The sequence below is a fragment of the Chromatiales bacterium genome, assembly GCA_020445605.1.
In the GTDB taxonomy this organism is placed as follows: domain Bacteria; phylum Pseudomonadota; class Gammaproteobacteria; order JAGRGH01; family JAGRGH01; genus JAGRGH01.
In genome coordinates, this window is sequence record JAGRGH010000047.1 from 32,709 (window position 1) to 52,296 (window position 19,588).

A 19,588-nucleotide genomic window follows, 5' to 3' on the forward strand; every position below is an offset into this window, starting at 1 on the left:
TCATTAGAACGGCGGGTGGCTAGCGCGAAACGATGCGACCGAGCAGTTCGCCGTAGTGTTCGATATCGGCCGGCGTGCGCGTTTCCGTCGCGCACACGAGCACGCAGTCGGCCAGTTCCGGGTAGTCGGCGCCGAGCGCAAAACCGCCGATGACGTTGTCGGCGGCCAGTGCGCGCAGGGCGGAATCGACCTCGACCGGCAGGCGCAGGACGCGTTCATGGAAGGACGGCCCGTCGAATACGGATTCGACCCCGTCAATGCTGGTGAGTCGCTCGACCAGCGCGGCGGCATTCGCGTGGGACACGGCAGCCACCCGGCGCAGTCCCTCGGCGCCGAGCAGCGACATGTGGATCGTCGATGCGGTCACCGCCAGACCCTGGTTCGTGCAGATGTTGGACGTGGCCTTCGAACGCCGGATGTGCTGTTCGCGCGCCTGGAGCGTCAGCGTGAATCCGGGCTTGCCATCGAGATCGACCGTGCGCCCGACGATGCGCCCGGGCATCTGCCGGACGTGGTCGAGCTTCGTGCACATGAAGCCGTAATACGGACCACCGGACGACAGCGGCACACCGAGCGGCTGACCCTCGCCGACGGCGATGTCGGCACCGGTCTCGCCCCAGTGGCCCGGCGCCTCGATCAGCGCCATGGCAACGGGATTGACGGCGGCTATCGCGAGCCAGCCGTTGGCATGCGCGAGATCGGTCAGCGCGTCGACCTCTTCAAGCATGCCGAAGACGTTCGGCTGCGGAACCACGAGTGCCGCGAAGTCCTGCCCGGCGTACGCGGACACGGTTGCCGGGTCGACGCGGCCAGTGCTGCGGTCGTAGTCCAGCTCGACGAGTTCGATGTCCTGGTTGTGCACGATCGAATGCACGGCGCGCCGCCACAACGGGTGCACGGTGCGCGGCATCAGTACGCGACGGGATTTCGACTTGCGGTTGGCGCGCACTGCCATCAGCACGGCCTCGGCCAGCGCCGACGCACCGTCGTAGAGCGACGCGTTCGCGGCCTGCAGCGCTGTGAGCTGCGTCATCATCGACTGGAATTCGTAGATGACCTGCAGCGTGCCCTGGCTGGCCTCGGCCTGATACGGCGTGTAGGCACTGTAGAACTCGCCGCGCGTGGCGATCTGCCAGACCGCTGCGGGGATGTGGTGTTCGTAGGCGCCGGCACCGAGAAACAGCATCGGCTGGCCGTCACGGCGCGCGCGCGACTGCATCTCGCGCATGATTTCCATTTCCGTGGCCGCCGGTGGCACGGCGTCCAGCGGCCCGCAGCGCAGCTCACGTGGAATCTCGTCGAACAGATCGTCGATCGAGGCGGCGCCGACGGTATCGAGCATCGCCCGGACTTCGGCTTCGGTATGCGGAATGAATGGCATGCAGCGAACTCCGTGGGTCGCAGTGCTGACAGCTTGGAGAAGAACTCTGCGGGAAGACGCGATCGCGCCGTCCCGGCAGAACCTCGACGGCTGGCTAGTGCGAGTCGGCTTCGGCGACCTCGCCGTAGGCCTCGGCATCGAGCAGATCGTTGACCGCATCGGCGTCCGCGACGCGGATGCGAAACAGCCAGCCGTCGCCGTATGGATCCTGGTTCACCGTCTCCGGCGCATCGTTCAGGGTTTCGTTGACGGCGACGATCTCACCGGTCAGCGGGCAATACACATCCGAGGCCGCCTTTACGGACTCGACCACCGCGCACTCGGCACCGGCGGCGAAATCGGCGCCGACCTCGGGCAGTTCCACATACACGAGATCACCGAGCGCGGCCTGCGCATGGTCGGTGACGCCGACGGTGATGGTGCCGTCGTCTTCGACACGCAGCCATTCATGCGATTCGGTGTAGCGCAGATCGTTGGGAATATCACTCATGGTTCACACGCCTCGACAGATATCAGGGAAGCTCTGATCAATCCGTCCCGGATTGCCAGCGCAACGAAACCAAACAAGAGACTACAGTTCAATGCGGGCTTTGCCGTTGCGCACGAACGGCGGACGCACGACGCGCACTGGAAGGCGTTTGCCGCGCAGGTCCACCTGCAGGGCAGCGTTGTCCGCATCGGCGTCGATGCGCGCCATCGCGATGGATCGCTCCAGTGTCGGCGAAAAACCGCCGGAGGTGATCTCGCCGACTTCCTGATCGCCGACGAACAGCTTCAGGTGATTGCGCAGCACGCCACGCCCCTCGAGCACCAGCCCGACGAACCGGTGCGGGCTGCCGGCGGCCTTCTGTGCGGCGAGCCTGGCGCGGCCGACAAAATCGCGGTCTTCCGGTTCCCAGGCCACCGTCCAGCCGAGGCCGGATTGCAGCGGCGTATAACGCTCGTCCATGTCGGTGCCATAGAGATTCATGCCGGCCTCCAGGCGCAGCGTGTCGCGCGCGCCAAGCCCGCAGGGTGCGACGCCGGCCTTGGCGAGATGCCCCCAGAACACCGGAGCCTCGGCGGCCGGCAGGATGATTTCGTAACCGTCCTCGCCGGTATAGCCGGTACGTGCGACGAAGCGGTCGCCCAGGGCCACGGCCGTGAACGGCTTGAGCGAGTCGGCAATGACCGCCGCGCGGTCGCCGAGCGCCGCGGTGGCCTTTTCACGCGCGTTCGGGCCCTGTACGGCGACCATCGCCAGATCCGGACGCTCCTTGATCTCGACGTCGTAGCCGTCGGTCTGCTGCTGCAACCAGGCGAGGTCCTTGTCGCGCGTCGCGGCATTCACGACCGTGCGAAAGAACCGGTCCTCGACGTGATAGGTGATCAGATCGTCGATCACGCCGGCGTTCTCGTCGAGCATGCACGAGTACAGCGCCTTGCCCTTGGGCAGCTTGGCCACATCGTTGGCGAGCAGGCGGCGCAGGTAGCTCGCGACGCCCTGCCCGCGCATGTCGACGACAGTCATGTGCGAGACGTCGAACATGCCGGCATCGCGCCGCACGGCGTGGTGTTCCTCGAGCTGGGAGCCGTAGTGCAGCGGCATGTCCCAGCCGCCGAAGTCGACCATGCGCGCCCCGGCGGCGACATGCGTGTCGTGGAGTGGCGTCTTTTTGCCCATCAGCGTCGTTCTCGGTGGCGAAATCGGTTTCCCGCGCCGGCCCCAGGGCCAGCACGAAAAAGGGGCGGCGTGGACGCACCCGTGCGGGGATGCACCCACGCCGCCCCTCTGTCCTGGACCTGAGAGTGTACCGGCCGCAACGCGGCCGCCCCCTTCGGTGGGCCGCGCAATGACGGCCGCTCTCCAGAGCCGGATGATTCCCCCGAGGTCCGGTGGCCTGAGCGATTCCGGGCGGACGTTGCGCCTTCGGCGCCCCGCGCGCGGCGGGGACTCTCCCAGGGGGGACGGTATCCGGACGGGCGATGATACCGGCCCGGCCCGGGCGTCGCCACCAGCAACCGGGCCATTGCAGACGGCACCGCTCCGCCAGTCGCGCTACGCTTCCCCGCCAGGCAGGACGCACGGCGGCAGTATGAATCTGAAAGACGCATTTCGGGCCTTGGCGGCGCTGACGGTGTTCGTGCTATGCGTCACGCCGGCGCCCGCGTTCGCGGGCACGATCTATAAATGGACCGATGACCAGGGCAAGGTCCATTTCGGCGACCGGCCACCGGCGCGGGAGACGGCCGAGCCGGTGAAACTGCGACCGATCAACACCTACACGGCACCGCCCATCGTCGAGACCGCGCCGATCGACCCGGGGCTGGCGAATCTCGCCGCCGGGGAGCTGCTACTGTTCAGCGCGCCCTGGTGCGGCCACTGCCAGACGGCCAAGCGCTACCTGCGCGAACACGGCATTGCGTACACGGAACTCGATGTCGAGGCATCCGCCGACGCACGCCGGCGCTTCGAACGGCTCGGCGGCCGCGGCCTGCCCCTGTTCGTCCACGGCCAGCGCCGACTGACCGGCTTTTCGCCGGAGAGCTTCGAGCGATTCTGGAGCCCGAGGTCCAACTGAGCGGGACCCGCACGAGCCAACGGCGGACACGCGGAGCACCCCGTACTCGAAAATCTGTAGTGGCTTGCTACGGATTGTGTAGTGCGCTGCTACGGGTTTGTGAGTATTGGCGCCGACGCGACCGGCCTAGGCTGTTCCTCAACGCGATCACAACCGCGATCGCACTCACCCGAACACGAGGAGACCGCCATGCAGACCCTGACCGCCGTCCAATCCGACCTGCTGAAACTCGAGACCCACCCGGGAGCGAGCTGCAAGACCGACAGCAACTCCATCCTGATGCTGGAATACAAGAGCGTGGCCTGGTGGTACTGGGTTGCGTCGACCACGACCCTCTGGCTGACCGTGCTGAACGTCTACCCGGCGTTTCCGATCACGCTCGCCATCGCCGTCGCCCAGTTGCTGCACTTTCTGGTTCGCGATCGCGGCCGCGCCAGCATGACGGTTCAGATTCGCACCGGCTACCTCATGGTGCTGCTGATGACCGTTCCGGATTTCATGAGCTGGTTTCTCTGGGTTCCTGCGATCGGCACGCTCGGGCGCGTACTGTTCAGCTACTGCATCATGGCCAGAATGCTGGTGCTGCTGCCGTTCAACCGCCGCGAGCCGTTGAGCATGCCATTTGTGCAAAAGGCCTTTTTCACGCCGCCGCGCAAGGCCACGCCGATCCACTCGATTCCGCTGGCGATGTAAGCCCCGTCCAAACGGCGGCACCCAGGGCCGGCATCGCCGGCCCTGCGTTCATGGGCGGAAACAACTCACGCAGTCGTGACGGCCGGCAGCCGCAATGACAGCAGCAAGGTGACGAGGACAAACGCCGCGGACACCCACAGGCAGCCCACCATGCCGAACTGCTGGTAGACCCAGCCCGACAGCACGGTGCCGGCGAGCCGACCCCCGGCGTTCGCCATGTAATAGAACCCGACGTTCATGGACACGCCGTGGCGGTCTGAATACGCCAGGATCAGATACGAGTGCAGGGCCGAGTTGATCGCAAACACCACACCGAACGCAGCGAGCCCACTGATCATCACAGTAGCCGGATCGGCCCTGGTCCCGAGCGCGGCCGCCATCGCGACCGGCACGAGAATCAGGGCCAGCGCCCAGACTCGCGCCGCAGCCCCGCCGGGTTGGCGTCCGCCGCGACGCAGCAGCGTCGGCGCCAGCGCCTGCACGACGCCGTAGCCGATCACCCAGGACGCGAGAAACGCACCCACGCCCGTGAAACTCCAGCCCAGCACGGCCGACAGGAACACCGGCAGGGCGACCACGAACCAGACATCGCGCGCGCCGAACAGGAAAAACCGCGCGGCACTGAGTTGGTTGATCGCCGCCGATTTTGAAAACAGCTCGCGGAACTTCGGCTTGCCGGACATCCGCCCGAGATCGCCAGGCAACATCCAGCTGGTGGCGACGAGCGCGACGGCCACCAGCGCAGCCAGCGCAATCACTGCGCCGCGAAATCCGATCGCCGCGAGCAGCGCGCCGCCGACGAAGAAGCCCACGCCCTTGAGCGCATTCTTCGAGCCGGTCAGCACCGCGACCCAGCGCAGCAGCGGCGAGTCGCCGCCGGCCGGCGCCATGAGTTTGACGCTCGCCTTGGCGCTCATCTTGTTGAGGTCCTTGGCGATGCCCGACAACGCCTGGGCCGCCATCACGTAGGGCACCGTGAGCCACGCGGCCGGCACGACCAGCATCCCGAGTGCGACGACCTGTAAGGCCATGCCCAGATGCATGGTGCGGTTCAGCCCGATGCGCGCGCCCAGCCAGCCGCCGACGAGGTTCGTGACCACGCCGAAGAACTCGTAGAACAGGAACAGCATCGCCACTTCGAACGGCGAGTAGCCGAGGCGATGGAAATGCAGCACGACGAGCATGCGCAGCGCGCCGTCGGTGACCGTGAACGCCCAGTAGCCGCCGGTGACGACGGCATAGGACCGCGCGGCGCCGTTCATGTCATCTGCCGGGCCACCAGGCGCGCGAGTTCAGCAAGGCGGTTGGCATATCCCCACTCGTTGTCGTACCAGGCCAGGACCTTCACCTGGGTGGAATCTATGACCATGGTCGACAGCGCGTCAATGACCGACGAGCGCGGATCGTCACGATAGTCCACCGACACCAGTGGACGCTCCTCGTAACCGAGGATGCCGGCGAGCTCACCTTCGGCAGCCGTCTTCAGGTACCCGTTGACCACCTCGGGCGTGGTCGGCCGCGCGCTCTCGAACACGAAATCGGTCAGGGATGCGTTGAGCAGCGGCACCCGCACGGCGAGCCCGTTCAGCTTGCCTGCGAGTTCCGGAAAGATGTCGACGATGGCCTTGGCGGAACCGGTTGTCGTCGGAATCAGCGATTCGCCACAGGCGCGCGCGCGGCGCAGGTCACGATGCCCGATATCGACGATGCGCTGGGTATTGGTGATGTTGTGGATCGTCGTCATCGCACCATGCACGATGCCGAGCCGCTCGTGCATGACCTTGACGACCGGCGCCAGACAGTTCGTGGTGCACGATGCAGCCGTGACGATGTCATCGCGCCGCTCGTCGTAACGGTCGTGGTTGACGCCCATCACGATGTTCAGCGCGCCCTTCACGGGCGCCGCGACCACGACCTTGCGCACGCCCTGGTCGAAATACGGCGCCAGCGACTCGACGCTGCGGAACGCCCCGGAGGCCTCGATCACGAGTTCCACACCGGCATCGGCCCAGCGCACCTCGGCGGGGGTGCGCAGTCGACTGTAGCTGAGCGTTCGACCGTCGACGACCATGGCGTCACCCGTCGCAGTGGTTTCACGCGCCCAGCGGCCGTGAATGGAGTCGAACTTCAGCAGGTGGGCGCTGCCAGCGGCATCACAGGACGGTTCGTTGACATGAACGAACTCCAGCTCCGGCGTGTCCCAGGCCGCGCGCAGGGCGAGCCGCCCCATGCGCCCAAAGCCGTTGATCGCGGTTCGCACAGGCATGAACGACCTCTTGGTTAGGGCCTGTTTACACTACGCGTGACGCAGCGTTGCTGCCCCAAAATGTGTCAGGCAAGGCGCGAGGAGAGAAGTTTAGTGAGTCTAAATGAACGACGAGCGACGCCGCATGACGCATTTTGGGGCGCGACCCGAAGGGACGGGGCCGTTTTTCCGCCCAACGGTGTTGCTGCTCGCTTATGTACGTCAAGTACACCGCGCTCACAGCGCCTTGTTGGCCAAAAAAACGGCCGCCGTCGCTGCGCCACGCGTAGTGTGAACAGGCCCTAGTCAGATGTAGAGTAGTGAATGTCGCGCTCGGCCAGCCAGTTGCCGAAGCGCGTGTGCTTTTCGTCCAGTGAACAGGTGGGCGGCAGGGTGTCGAGATACGCGCCGTAGTCGATTCGCAGTCTGAGCCGCTCGTCGTCGCTGAGCTGTGACCATTCGCGCGCGGTTGCCGCGTCCGCCTCGCTCATCGGCCGGCATTTGCCGGGCTGCGATGTCGCACGTCCTCGCCGCGGCCGAGATAGATGACCTGCTGGGCGACGTTTTTCGAATAGTCGCCGATGCGTTCGAGCGCCTTGGTCACCAGCAACACGTCGATCACCAGACCGATCGAACGCACGTCCTCGAGCATGAAGGTCGCAAGCCGGCGCAGCGAGGCGTCGAACTGCTCTTCGAGCGCATGCTGCTCGACCAGCACCGCAGCGGCCTTGTCGGCGTCGAGCTTGTCGAACACCTCGAGCGATCCACGCAGCATGGTGGAGACCATCGCACCCATGCGCTTGGTGTCGTAGAGCAGCGAAGCGCTTGGTTCAGCGCCGTTCTTGCCTTCTACGATGTGGACGACGACTTCGCCGATGCGCTTGCACTCGTCACCGATGCGTTCGAGGTCGGATGCGGCCTTGGAGATGGCCAGCACCACGCGCAGATCGTGTGCGAGCGGCGCGCGGCGCGCGAGAAGCTTGGCGATCTCCTCGTCCACGGAACGTTCGAGCGCGTTGATCTGCGCGTCGTCGACCATCGCCGAGCGCGCCTCTTCGGCGTTGAGGTGTTCCATGGCGCCGATCACGCGACCGACGAGATGCAGCGTGAAGCCGCCCATCTCCAGGAACCATTCGAACAGCCGCGACAGCTCGCTGTCGTAGCGGGCAACGGTGTGCCCTTCAAGTTTCGGATGCATACCGCCTCCGCGGTACGTTCGATCGCCTAGCCGAACCGGCCGGTGATGTAGTCTTCCGTCAGGCGATGGCGCGGGTTCGTGAAGATCTGGTCGGTCGTGCCAACCTCGATCAGGTCGCCGAGATGGAAATACGCCGTACGCTGCGATACGCGCGCGGCCTGCTGCATGGAGTGCGTGACGATCACGATCGAGAAGTTCTCACGCAGTTCGTCGATCAGTTCCTCGATGCGCGCAGTCGCGATCGGATCGAGCGCCGAACACGGCTCGTCCATCAGGATGACCTCGGGGCGCACGGCAATCGTGCGCGCGATGCACAGACGCTGCTGCTGGCCGCCGGACAGGCCCGTGCCCGGGTGATTCAGGCGATCCTTGACCTCGTCCCAGAGCCCGGCGCGCTGCAGGCTCTGCTCGACGATCTCGTCGAGTTCCGCCTTGCTGTCGGACAGGCCGTGAATGCGTGGTCCGTAGGCGACATTCTCGTAGATCGATTTCGGGAACGGGTTCGGCTTCTGGAACACCATGCCGACCTGGGCACGCAGGGTGACGACATCCACTTCCCTGGTGTGAATGTCCATGCCGTCGAGCTTGATGTCGCCCTCGACCCGCGCGCTGGCCACCGTGTCGTTCATGCGGTTCAGGCAGCGCAGGAAGGTCGACTTGCCGCAGCCGGACGGGCCGATCATCGCCAGCACCTCGTGCTGACCGATGTCGATCGACACGTCCTTGATCGCATGCTTGTCGCCGTAATAGACCTGCACGTTGCGGCAGGTCATGCGCGGATGCGGCACGGTCACCGTGCCGACCGTCTTGCGGCTCTCGCGATCGACCACGGCATGGCCGCGCACCTCGATCGGGTCGTCGACCTCGCTCGCGGTCCGCGCGTCATCAAGCACTTCGTCTGTCATCGTAGTCATGGGCAATTTCCGCCAAGGAATGCAGCGGCCGGGTCTACCAGCGGCGCTCGAAACGTTTGCGCAGCATCACGGCCGCAGCGTTCATCAGGATCAGGAATCCGAGCAGCACCATGATGGCGGCCGAGGTGCGCTCGACGAACGCGCGCTCGGGGCTGTCGGACCAGAGGTATATCTGCACGGGCAGCGCCGTCGCCGGATCGAACACGCCGCCGGGGATATCGACGACGAACGCGATCATGCCGATCATGAGCAGCGGCGCGCTCTCGCCGAGCGCCTGCGCCATGCCGATGATCGTGCCGGTCAGCATGCCGGGCAAGGCCAGCGGCAGAACGTGATGAAAGATCGCCTGCACCTTGGATGCGCCGACGCCCAGCGCAGCCTCGCGGATCGACGGCGGCACGGCCTTCAGCGCCGCACGGCTCGCGATGATGATCGTCGGCAGGGTCATGAGCGTCAGCACCAAGCCGCCGACGATCGGTGCGGAACGCGGCAGGCCGAAGAAGTTGATGAACACGGCAAGGCCGAGCAGACCGAACACGATCGACGGCACGGCCGCGAGGTTGTTGATGTTGACCTCGATGAAGTCGGTGAACCGGTTCTGCGGCGCGAACTCCTCAAGGTAGATCGCCGCGGCAACGCCGATCGGGAACGATAGCACCAGCGTGACCAGCAGCATCAGGATCGAACCCGTCAGCGCGCCACGAATGCCGGACAGCTCCGGTTCGCGCGAATCGCCCGCGTTGAAGAACGTGGTGTTGAACCGCTTGTCGATGCGGCCGTCGGCGACGAGCTTGTCGAACCAGGCGATCTGCTGATCGTTCAGCCGCCGGTCGCCCTCGGCGACATTGCGATCGATGTAGCCCTTGGCAAGCATGTCGAAGTCATCATCGACCGGCACCCACAGCGTCTGCGTGGTGCCGACCAGGGACGGGTCGGCGCGCACAAGGTCGCCCAGCATGAACTCCGCGCCGGGGCTCGCGAGGCTGGCCAACTGCCGACGGTCGCGCCGCGAGGTGACCTCGGGGAACAGGTCTCGCACGGCGTCCTTGACCATGCCGCCGAAATCGCTTCGGCGAAGATTGTCGCGGTCGATCTTCGCCTCATCGACCGTGATGTCCAGTCGCAGGTGCGTCTGCACGAACGCCTGATAGCCATTGCTGAAGATGCTGACAAACAGCAGCGAGAGCACGGCAAGCGCGAAAAGTACGGCGAACTGGCCATACAGACGGAACCGACGCTCCGCCGCGTAACGCCGGCGCAGGCCGGCCTTGACGCGTTCAATCGCCGGCGCCTTCTCGCTGTTACTCATACTGTTCCCGATATTTGCGCACGATATGCAGGGCGATCACGTTCAGCATCAGCGTGACGACGAACAGCATCAGCCCGAGCGCGAAGGCCGCAAGGGTCTTGGCGCTGTCGAATTCCTGGTCGCCGACCAGCAAGGTCACGATCTGGACCGTTACCGTCGTCACCGCCTCGAGCGGGTTCGCCGTCAGGTTCGCCGACAGGCCCGCGGCCATGACCACGATCATGGTCTCGCCGATCGCGCGCGAGACCGCCAGCAACATGCCGCCGGCGACGCCGGGCAGGGCGGCCGGCAGGACGACGCGGCGAATGGTTTCCGATCGCGTGGCGCCGAGCGCGAGCGAGCCGTCGCGCATCGCCTGTGGAACGGCGGTGATGACGTCGTCGGACAGCGACGAGACAAACGGAATGATCATGATGCCCATGACCAGTCCGGCCGCCAGCGCGCTTTCGGATGCGACGTCAAGACCGATGCTCTCGCCGAACCCCCGAATCGTGGGGGCCACGACCAGGGCGGCAAAAAAGCCATAGACCACGGTCGGCACGCCGGCCAGGATCTCCAGCACGGGTTTGAAGATCGCGCGTGCCCGCGCGCTGGCGTATTCCGAAAGATAAATGGCCGCCAGCAACCCGGTCGGGGCCGCGACCAGCATGGCGATCGCCGAAATCAGCAATGTGCCGGCAAACAGCGGTATGGCGCCAAACGCGCCGGACGAGCCGACCTGGTCCTCGCGAATCGCCGTCTGCGGGCTCCACTCCAGGCCGAACACGAAATTGGTGACTGGCACCAGATTGAAAAAGCGGATGGACTCGAACAGCACCGACAGCACGATGCCGATCGTCGTCAGGATCGCAATCAATGAACAGGCAATCAGCAGGCTGCGCACGATCCATTCGACGGACTGCCGCGCACGAAGCCGCGGATCGATGCGGCGCCAGGCCAGGGCCGCACCAAGGATCATGACCGCGAATACGGTCACGCTCAGGATGATCTGGCCGCCGGACTGCAGGGACCGATAGTTGTCGGCCGCCTCCAGCGTCATCGCATCGGGCGTCGCCGAGGTGATTCGGCCGGTCGCCACGTTGCGGATGTCGTTCAGGACCAGACCGAGCCGCGACGGCTCCAGCGCGCGCGTTTCGGCTGGAAGATCGCCGACCACCATCTGGGTGATCACGCGCTCGCCGACGAATGCCCAGATCAGGGTAATCAGCAAGGCCGGCAACAGCGCCCACAGCGCCACCATCCAGCCGTAATGCGCGGGCAGCGAATGCAGCCGGCTGCGCCGACCGCCGGCCACGGCGAAGGCGCGCCGCCGCCCCAGGGCGAACGCCAGCACGGCCAGCCCGACGATGACGAGAAGCAGGGTGGAAATGGGCATTGGATGGCTAACCGGTTGAGCGAAAAAGGGCGGCCGGGGGTTGGGTCCCGGCCGCCCGTTTCGTGACGGGTCAGATTACAACCCGTGCGCTCCCCGCACCTTACATGGACAGCGGCGCAAGCGACTTGGCGTCGGCCGAGAACTTCTTGCGCTCGGCGTCCGGCATCGGGATCAGACCCTTCTCGGAGAGGTAGCCCTCCGGGCCCCAGGCCTTCTCGCTGGTGAACTCGGCGACGTATTCCTCAATGCCGGGCACGGCGCCGATGTGTGCCTTCTTCACGTAGAAGTACAGCGGACGCGAGACCGGGTAGCTGCCATCGGCTATCGAGTCGAATTCCGGCGCCACGCCTTCGATCAGCGAGCCCTGCACCTTGTCCAGGTTCTGGTCGAGGAAGCTGAAACCGAAGATGCCGAGCGCCGACGGATTGGCCGCGAGCTTGTCGACGATTAGGTTGTCGTTCTCACCGGCCTCGATGTAGGCGCCGTCTTCACGCACCGTGAAGCACTTTTCCTTGAACAGCTTCTTGTCGGATTTCGCCAGGGCCTTGACCCACTTCTTCTGTTCGCAGCCATGCTCGAGCACGAGTTCCACGAAAGCGTCACGGGTGCCGGAGGTCGGCGGCGGACCGAGCACCTCGATCTTCTCCGCCGGCAGAGCCGGGTTCACGTCCTTCCAGGTCTTGTGCGGGTTCGGGATGAAGCGGCCGGCATCATACGGCTCGTCACCCTGTTTCGGATCCGGAATCTCCTTCGCCAGGGCCAGGTACAGCTCCTTGCGGGTCAGGCTGTAGCGCGGATGCTGCTTGGAGTTCGCAATCGCGATGCCGTCATAGCCGACCTTGACCTCGATGACTTCCTTGACCCCGTTCTGGGCGCAGGTCTTCACTTCGGAAGACTTGATGCGGCGCGAGGCGTTGGTGATGTCCGGATGCTCGACGCCGACACCGGCGCAGAACAGCTTCAGGCCACCACCGGAACCGGTCGACTCGACCTTCGGCGCCGGGAACTTGGTGGTGCGGCCGAAGCGCTCGGCGACGACCGTGGAAAACGGATACACCGTCGACGAACCGACGATATTGATGGTGTCGCGCGCCAGGGCGGCGGACCCGGCGGTGGCCGCGGTCAGCGCCGCGACGGCCAAGGTGATCTTCTTCAACACAGTAGATTCTCCAATCAAACAGGGACGGTTGACGGGCGGAAAGACTACCCCTGCGTTGTGACAGCCGTGTGACACCAGGCGCCGGGCGCTCCGGCCGGAAAAACCGCGCCGCTGCGCCGGTGACGGACAGATGACAGAACAGGCAAACCCGATCCCCGGCTGTAATATAGATGTAACGTTTCCTCGGTTACCCTGCCCGGCACTGAACTCCATGGTCACCAACCGCATGAATCTTGGCCGCCACATCCTCCATCGCTACGATCAGGAACTCGAAAGCCTGCGCTCGCGCGCGCTGGCGATGGGTGGGCTCGCCGAGCGCCAGATCAGCGACGCCCTGACGGCACTCAACGAGCGCAACACCGAACTCGCCGATTACGTCGTACGCACCGACCACCGGGTCAACGCCCAGGAGGTCAGCATCGACGAGGATTGCACCTACATCCTCGCGCGGCGCCAGCCGGCCGCGGGCGACCTGCGCATGGTCATGGCCATCATCAAGACGATCACGGACATCGAGCGCATCGGCGACGAATCCGAGAAGATCGCGAAGATGGCGATCCGCCTCGCGGCAACCACGGTGCCGCATTTCGAGCGGCTGATCGAGCACATCAACGAACTCGGCGCGATGGTGCGAGAGAGCCTGCGCGACGCACTGGACGCCTTCGTGCGCATGGACGTCGACGCGGCGATCGCCGCGGCCAAAAAGGACAAGGCCGTCGACAGCCGCTATGCCGCGCTGCTCGGCGAACTCGGCGACGAGATCAAGACCGAGCCGTCCGCCGCCGACGCCTACCAGCAGCTGATCTGGGTGGTGCGCTCGCTGGAGCGGATCGGCGACCACTCGAAGAACATCTGCGAATACGTGATCTATCTCGTGCGAGGCCGCGATGTCCGGCATATCTCCATCGATGAGCTCGAACGCGAACTCGCGAACCCTTGAGCACGACGCCGGCGCACGGGTGCTCGTCGTCGACGACGAGCCGGACCTGCGCGAAATGCTGGTGTTTTCGCTCGAGTCCGCGGGTTATACCGTCGACTCCGCGCCCGACGGCCTCAGCGCCTGGGCCCGCATGGCCGACACGACACCGGATCTCGTGCTGCTCGACTGGATGCTGCCGGACCTGAACGGGGTCGAGCTGCTGCGGCGGATGCGCCGCGAGCCGCGGCTGGCCGAAACACCGGTGATCATGCTCACGGCGCGCGGCGAGGAAACCGACCGCGTGCGCGGGCTCGACAATGGCGCCGACGACTATGTGACCAAGCCGTTCTCGATGCGCGAACTGCTCGCGCGCATGCGCGCGAACCTGCGCCGCGGCACCGGCGGCGGCGGTACCGAGGTGCTGCAGATCGGCCCGGTGCGCATGGACCTCGCCAGCCACCGCGTCACCGCCTCCGACGAGGGCGTGGATCTGGGACCGACCGAGTTCCGGTTGCTGCGTCATTTCATGCAGCATCCTGACCGCGTCTACAGCCGCACGCAGCTGCTCGATTCGGTCTGGGGCACGAACGTGTATGTCGAGGAACGTACCGTCGACGTGCACATCCGCCGGCTGCGCAAGGCACTGGAGCCGACCGGCGCCGACAGTCTGGTACAGACGGTTCGCGGCGCCGGGTACCGGTTCTCGCCGGCGGGCTGAGCACGACCACCGCCGCGATGTCCGCCTGATCTGCCATGGGCCATCTCTCACCATGGCGCAGTGAACTATGGCTGGTCGTGCTCGCGAGCGCGGCGCTGCTGATCATCGGCCAGACCCACGATCTCGGGCTGTTGCCGCTGGCGGTCGGCGGGCTTGCCTACCTCGTCTGGCACGCCTACAACCTCGCCCGGCTGCTGCGCTGGCTCAGTCGCGAGGGACGCACCCCGCCGCCCGATCCGTTTGGCGTGTGGGGTTTCGTGTTCTACCGCGTCGACGTGCGCGAGCGCCGCTCGCGCGAGCGCAAGCGCAAGCTCGGCAAGCGACTCAAGCGCCTGAACCAGTCCGTGCGCGCGCTGCCCTACGCGCTGCTCGAGCTCAACGACCGGTTCGAAATCCAGTGGTCGAATCCCGCCGCGAAGAAACTCCTGGCCCTGCATGGCGAGGACACCGGCCAGTCCATCGCAAACCTCGTGCGCGCGCCCGAGTTCACGCGCTATCTGCAACAGCGAAATTTCAACCAGCCGGTCACCGTGGACGCGACACTCGATCGCCCGGCGCTGGCGCTGCGCGCCGTGCCCTACGGCAAGCGCGCCTTCCTGCTGACCGCCCGCGACATCACCGCGCAGCGCAGGAGCGAGCAGTTACAGCGCGACTTCGTCGCGAACGCCTCGCACGAGCTGCGCACACCGCTGACCGTGCTGTCCGGCTCGATCGAACAACTGCGCATGCAGGCGTCGGAAGACCCCGCCTGGGCCCGGCCGCTGGGCTGGATGGAACGCCAGACCGAGCGCATGACGCGCATCGTCGAGGATCTGCTGCTGCTGGCCCGGCTCGAACGCGCACGCGACGCGAGCGAGGCCGGCGAGCCGGTGGACCTGTCGGGCCTCGCGCGCGCCTGCGTGGACGAGGCAACCGAACTCAGCCGCCGCGAGGGCGGGCACGCCATCGACGCAAGGATCGAATCCGGCGTGCGGATCGTCGGCTTCGTCGACGAGTTGCGCGCTGCACTGGCGAATCTGCTCGTCAACGCGGTGCGCTACACACCGGCCGGCGGCGCGATCGAGATCCGTCTCGCGACCACCGGCGACGGCGTGCGGTTCAGCGTGAAGGATTCGGGGCCCGGCATCCCGGCGGCACACCACGCCCGGCTCACCGAGCGTTTCTACCGCGTGGACGCCGGCCGCTCGCGCGAGGCGGGTGGAACCGGACTGGGGCTCGCGATCGTCAAGCATGTGCTCGATCGCTACGGCGCGAAACTTGCGATCGACTCGGCCCCGGGCCGTGGCTCGACCTTTGGCTTTGTGATCGGCGCGGACTACCGCGTGGACACCGCCAGGGCGTCGTAAGCCATCAGCCGACGCCCGGCGCCGTCCGTCACGGCGACGATTCGCGGGTCAGGTTGCGAATCTGCGGCAGCGTGGAATCGTAGATGCCGAAGGCCTGGTTGAGGCGCTGGCGCATCTCCTCGGTGACCTTGTTCGCCTCGTCGGAGTCGCGAATGATCCGCGGGGTGATCAGCACGATGAGTTCGGTGCGCGACAGGCTGTCGTTGGTCGATCCGAACAGGTTGCCGATCACCGGCAGCCGGTACAGGAGCGGCACGCCACTCTTGCCACGCGTCTGGTTGTCCTGGATCAGGCCGCCGAGCACGATGGTCTGGCCCGACTGCACCGCGATCACGCTCTCGATCGTGCGCTGCAGGAATGAGCGCTGCCCCGTGGCCGTGTCGATCTGGCCGACGTCGGTGACCTCCTGGGTCAGTTCCATGGTGATCAGCCCGCCGGCGTTGATGCGCGGGGTGACATCCAGGGAGATGCCGGTGTCCTTGAACTGGATCTGGTTGGTGACGATGTTGTTCGTCACACCACCGGTCTGGTCGAGGTTCTGGGTGGTCGAGGTGAACACCGGCTGCTGATTGCCGACCCGGATGTTGCCCGATTCGTTGTCGAGCACCATCAGGTGCGGCGCCTGCAGGATGCGCACCTTCGAATCGCGCGCCAGCGCCTGCAGGAACGCACTGACCACGCCACCGGCATCGGTCAGCGCATAGCTGAAGCCGTTGGCGATGGCCGCGCCGGTCTGGCCGATGGACAGCGAATCGACGTTGCCGGACACCGCACCGGTGCCGGTGTAAGCATCGCCGAAGGCCTTGATGCCGCTGTTCTTGAAGTACCACTGCACGCCGTACTCGAGATTGCCGGTCAGGCTGACCTCGGCGATCGTCGCCTCGATCAGCACCTGGCGACGCGGCACATCCAGACGCTTGAGCGTCTCCTCGATGATGCGGTAATCGCGCGGCGAGGCGAGGATCAGCAGCACGTTGTTGTCTTCGTCGGCGATGACCCGGACCTGTTCGCGGTCGATCGCACCGGTCTTGTCGCCATCCGCAGACGCACGGGTCGTACGCCGGTTCTGGGTGGTCTTGTCGTTTTTCTTTTCGTCCTTTTTGTCTTTGCTGGTCGAGCTCACGCTGGTCTGCTGGCGATTCGGCGCCGTGCGTGCGGCCGGCGTCGAACTCGACGAACTGCCGCCCGAAACCTCGAAGACGTCCTGCAGCAGATCGGCCAGATGCGCCGCCTCGCTGTTCTGCACCTGATAGACGTACAGGCGCTGTTCGCCGAGCACCTCTCCGGCGCCCGAGTCGAGCCGGTCGATCCAGATGCGCGCCTGTTCCAGGTACGCGGGCTGCGGGGTGATGACGAGCACCGATTCCAGCCGCTCGATCGGCAGGAACTGGAACAGCCCGGACACCGGCGATTCCGAGCCCGCGCCGAGCACCTTGTCTAGCTCGCCGACCAGGGTCTGCGGGTCGGCGAAGCGAACCGGGAAGATGCCGACCGACATGCCCGCCAGCCAGTTCACGTCGAAGACGTCGATCGTCTCCTGCATGCGCGCCAGATCACGCGCCGTACCGGCCAGCATCAGTAGATTTCGCGCCGGGTCGACCGACAGGATCCCGGACGGCGGCGCGAACGGCTTGAGCAGCTTTTCCATCTCCGTGGCGCTGATGAACGCCAGCGGTACCACGCGCACGCTGTAGCCGATCGCTGACAGGTTCGCGCCGGCCTGCGGGCGCAGATTGCCCGCGACGGCCTTGTCCAGCATGACGACCTTGTAGAGCTTGCCATCGGCGACCAGGGCCACGCCGTAGAAACGCAGCAGGTCCTCGAACACGGTCAGCAGGTCGTTGCGCGCGATCGGCCGTCCCGTGGTGATCGACACCGCGCCGACGACCCCCGGGTCGATCACGAAGTTCTCCTGCAGGATGTCGCCGAGCACCGACTGCACGACCTCGCGCACATCGGTGTTCTGGAAGTTCAGCGTGACCTTGCCACCGCCGGCATCACGACCCGGCCCGGGCGGGCCCTTCGGGTCGGCGGTAAACCGGCCCGAGCCCGGAAACAGCTGTGTCTCGCGAGACTCATCATCACCCGCAGCGAGAGCCCGGTCGGACAGGTCAACGCTCGCCGGCAGTCCCGGCGGCGGCGCCGTCGTGCCGGTCAGCTCGCGCGGCAGCGGGGCCGCCGGCCCTTCGGACGCGGGTGGCGTGGCACAGGCCCCGACAATCGAGACCAGGCCGGCGACGCCGAGCGCACGCACGGCGGAAGTGAGCTTTGCAATCACGCTTTCGGGTTCCCGATTGATGTTCTTGTCAGTGCGCACGTCTTGAGACCGGTACCAGTTCGAACGTCGGCCGCGGCGGTGGTTCAAGCCCGCGCCGGTCACGGTCAGCCGCCCGCGTCGGATGCGCCATCGGACTGCGACTTGGTTTTGCGTGCAGCCTCTTCCTGCACGGCCCACGGCGACTTGCGATAGCGAAACTCGCGCTCGACCGTTGGGGCTGCCGGGTTCGCGCTACGGCGTCCGGCGCGCGCGGCGGCCTGTGCCCGCCGACGCACCTCCGCCGCGGCATTCGGCGCCGCCGGATTGGCCGGCATTCCGGCCGGGACGCTGGCGGGCTTGGCGGCCCCGGGGACCGCAGGTGCGGCCCGCGACGCGGGACGCGCCGGCGCCGACGGCTTCGACGTGCGGTCGATCTCCATGTTCAGTGTACGGCCGGCATTTTCGACGCTGAGGTTCGTGTTGTCGATGTTCGTGATCCGCCAGCCTTCCAGTTCCGCACCGACCGGCAGGCGTACCACGTCGCCGCCCGATCGCGGCCGCAGCAGGGCAAGATTTCGATCCGGAGTGGTGACCACACCGATGAGATCGTAGGCCGGCGGTTCGAGCGGTGGCGGTTCGTCGTCAGGCTCCTCGCTGACCTCGGTCTGCTCGGGCGGCGGCTTGCGGCGATCCTCACGAAACACCGTACGATCGACGATTTCCGCGTAGTGATCGAATGGCGGCACGCCCAGCCCGGCGATGGGAATCGGCGCGTCCGACTGTGTCACCTCGACCTCTGGTGGCGTCGGCGGCAAGGTCGGCGCACGCACCGGCCATAGTACGTGGTAGAGCGTAACCGCGCACGCGACGGCAATCAGGACCAGCAGGGCCGCCGTGAGCGGATTCGTGGAACGCGCGCGTTTCACGTCACGGCACCTCGCGCCGATAGCCGGTGATGTCGAAGGTCGCCGTCACGTCCGTGATGCTTTCGACCACGCGCTTGTTGTCCACACGCCGGGTCTGCCGACGGTTTCGCGACTGCAATTGCAACTCGTCAAGGATCAGCAGCGGCTCGGCCTGACTCTCGATGCTGTGCAGCACGGAGGCGACGGCCTCGGTATCACCGCTGATGTTGACGCGCACGGCGACGGCCTCGAACGGCGACTCGGCGCGGGTCGGCAGCTTCTGCGAGGACAGCAGGGTGCCGCCGGCGGCCTCGACGATTTCCTTGACCTGCTGCTGCAACCGGTTCGCGGCGAGCACATCCGAGGCGTCCGGCAGATAAAGCGTTGCGAAGCTGGTATCGGCACGCAGCCGCTCGACGCGCGCCTGCACCGCCGGCCCCGAATCGATCACACCCTGGGTCGCGGCGATCTGGCGCGCGCGCTGGTCGATGCGTTGCGAATTGACCCGATACTCGGTCACCAGCGGATCGTAGACGACGATATACACGGCCGCGACCAGCAGCAGCAGCAGCGCCAGCGCGGCACCACAATGCAGGATCCGTCCCATG

General features: G+C 66.1%; 19 protein-coding genes and 1 riboswitch. Of the genes, 5 read left to right on the forward strand and 14 right to left on the reverse strand.

Features of this window, described 5'->3' with window-relative positions; translation table 11 throughout:
• Positions 1–19 precede the first annotated feature (19 nt).
• The 3 genes from gcvPA to gcvT all read right to left on the reverse strand — a co-directional run bounded on the left by gcvPA (position 20) and on the right by gcvT (position 3,044).
• Positions 20–1,381: an aminomethyl-transferring glycine dehydrogenase subunit GcvPA gene (gene gcvPA, locus KDG50_09830; protein ID MCB1865718.1), complete on the reverse strand. Its 1,362-nt coding sequence runs from the start codon at positions 1,379–1,381 to the stop codon at positions 20–22.
• 94 nt (positions 1,382–1,475) lie between these two features.
• Entirely contained in the window at positions 1,476–1,871 is a 396-nt protein-coding gene (gcvH, locus tag KDG50_09835) for a glycine cleavage system protein GcvH (GenBank protein MCB1865719.1), read from the reverse strand.
• A gap of 81 nt (positions 1,872–1,952) precedes the next feature.
• Positions 1,953–3,044, reverse strand: coding sequence for a glycine cleavage system aminomethyltransferase GcvT (gene gcvT / locus KDG50_09840; GenBank protein ID MCB1865720.1), 1,092 nt, complete (start codon positions 3,042–3,044; stop codon positions 1,953–1,955).
• Between the two features lie 195 nt (positions 3,045–3,239).
• Positions 3,240–3,332: riboswitch (glycine riboswitch) on the reverse strand.
• Between the two features lie 124 nt (positions 3,333–3,456).
• On the opposite strand from gcvT, the gene KDG50_09845 reads away from it, so the two are divergent.
• Positions 3,457–3,942: a DUF4124 domain-containing protein gene (locus tag KDG50_09845; protein MCB1865721.1), complete on the forward strand. Its 486-nt coding sequence runs from the start codon at positions 3,457–3,459 to the stop codon at positions 3,940–3,942.
• A gap of 189 nt (positions 3,943–4,131) precedes the next feature.
• Positions 4,132–4,635, forward strand: a complete 504-nt coding sequence (locus KDG50_09850; GenBank protein MCB1865722.1) for a hypothetical protein — start codon at positions 4,132–4,134, stop codon at positions 4,633–4,635.
• A gap of 65 nt (positions 4,636–4,700) precedes the next feature.
• Here KDG50_09850 and arsJ read toward each other — a convergent pair whose 3' ends face one another.
• The 8 genes from arsJ to KDG50_09890 all read right to left on the reverse strand — a co-directional run bounded on the left by arsJ (position 4,701) and on the right by KDG50_09890 (position 13,048).
• The gene (gene arsJ / locus KDG50_09855; GenBank protein ID MCB1865723.1) at positions 4,701–5,897 is read right to left on the reverse strand and encodes an organoarsenical effux MFS transporter ArsJ; all 1,197 of its coding nucleotides are present in this window, start codon (positions 5,895–5,897) and stop codon (positions 4,701–4,703) included.
• Positions 5,894–6,901: an ArsJ-associated glyceraldehyde-3-phosphate dehydrogenase gene (locus tag KDG50_09860; protein MCB1865724.1), complete on the reverse strand. Its 1,008-nt coding sequence runs from the start codon at positions 6,899–6,901 to the stop codon at positions 5,894–5,896. Before KDG50_09860 ends, arsJ begins: the two co-directional genes overlap by 4 nt.
• A 281-nt stretch (positions 6,902–7,182) precedes the next feature.
• Positions 7,183–7,371, reverse strand: coding sequence for a hypothetical protein (locus KDG50_09865; protein ID MCB1865725.1), 189 nt, complete (start codon positions 7,369–7,371; stop codon positions 7,183–7,185).
• On the reverse strand, positions 7,368–8,078 hold the full coding sequence (gene phoU, locus KDG50_09870) for a phosphate signaling complex protein PhoU (GenBank protein ID MCB1865726.1): 711 nt from the start codon (positions 8,076–8,078) through the stop codon (positions 7,368–7,370). Before phoU (KDG50_09870) ends, KDG50_09865 begins: the two co-directional genes overlap by 4 nt.
• 26 nt (positions 8,079–8,104) lie before the next feature.
• A complete protein-coding gene (locus KDG50_09875; protein ID MCB1865727.1) occupies positions 8,105–8,983 on the reverse strand; it encodes a phosphate ABC transporter ATP-binding protein in 879 nt (292 codons plus the stop codon).
• Positions 8,984–9,026: 43 nt separating this feature from the next.
• The gene (gene pstA, locus KDG50_09880; GenBank protein MCB1865728.1) at positions 9,027–10,301 is read right to left on the reverse strand and encodes a phosphate ABC transporter permease PstA; all 1,275 of its coding nucleotides are present in this window, start codon (positions 10,299–10,301) and stop codon (positions 9,027–9,029) included.
• Entirely contained in the window at positions 10,294–11,676 is a 1,383-nt protein-coding gene (gene pstC, locus KDG50_09885) for a phosphate ABC transporter permease subunit PstC (protein ID MCB1865729.1), read from the reverse strand. Before pstC ends, pstA begins: the two co-directional genes overlap by 8 nt.
• A gap of 100 nt (positions 11,677–11,776) precedes the next feature.
• Positions 11,777–13,048 carry a PstS family phosphate ABC transporter substrate-binding protein gene (locus KDG50_09890; protein MCB1865730.1) on the reverse strand — a complete coding sequence of 424 codons (1,272 nt, stop codon included), beginning with the start codon at positions 13,046–13,048 and terminating at the stop codon, positions 11,777–11,779.
• On the opposite strand from KDG50_09890, the gene phoU (KDG50_09895) reads away from it, so the two are divergent.
• The 3 genes from phoU (KDG50_09895) to phoR are packed head-to-tail and all read left to right on the forward strand — an operon-like array spanning position 13,047 to position 15,818.
• Positions 13,047–13,775, forward strand: coding sequence for a phosphate signaling complex protein PhoU (phoU, locus tag KDG50_09895; GenBank protein MCB1865731.1), 729 nt, complete (start codon positions 13,047–13,049; stop codon positions 13,773–13,775). The genes KDG50_09890 and phoU (KDG50_09895) overlap by 2 nt on opposite strands.
• The gene (gene phoB / locus KDG50_09900) at positions 13,744–14,472 is read left to right on the forward strand and encodes a phosphate regulon transcriptional regulator PhoB (protein MCB1865732.1); all 729 of its coding nucleotides are present in this window, start codon (positions 13,744–13,746) and stop codon (positions 14,470–14,472) included. The genes phoU (KDG50_09895) and phoB overlap by 32 nt, the downstream gene beginning before the upstream one ends.
• A 35-nt stretch (positions 14,473–14,507) precedes the next feature.
• Positions 14,508–15,818 (forward strand): phosphate regulon sensor histidine kinase PhoR, encoded by a 1,311-nt coding sequence (gene phoR / locus KDG50_09905; GenBank protein ID MCB1865733.1) that lies wholly within the window; start codon positions 14,508–14,510, stop codon positions 15,816–15,818.
• 28 nt (positions 15,819–15,846) lie between these two features.
• On the opposite strand, the gene gspD is transcribed toward phoR, so the two are convergent.
• From gspD to KDG50_09920, 3 genes are all read right to left on the reverse strand, one after another.
• Positions 15,847–18,135 carry a type II secretion system secretin GspD gene (gene gspD, locus KDG50_09910; protein ID MCB1865734.1) on the reverse strand — a complete coding sequence of 763 codons (2,289 nt, stop codon included), beginning with the start codon at positions 18,133–18,135 and terminating at the stop codon, positions 15,847–15,849.
• Positions 18,136–18,200: 65 nt separating this feature from the next.
• Positions 18,201–19,001, reverse strand: a complete 801-nt coding sequence (locus tag KDG50_09915) for a hypothetical protein (GenBank protein ID MCB1865735.1) — start codon at positions 18,999–19,001, stop codon at positions 18,201–18,203.
• 1 nt (position 19,002) lies between these two features.
• Complete coding sequence (locus KDG50_09920; protein MCB1865736.1) at positions 19,003–19,587, reverse strand: type II secretion system protein M; 585 nt, start codon at positions 19,585–19,587, stop codon at positions 19,003–19,005.
• Between the last annotated feature and the right edge of the window lies 1 nt (position 19,588).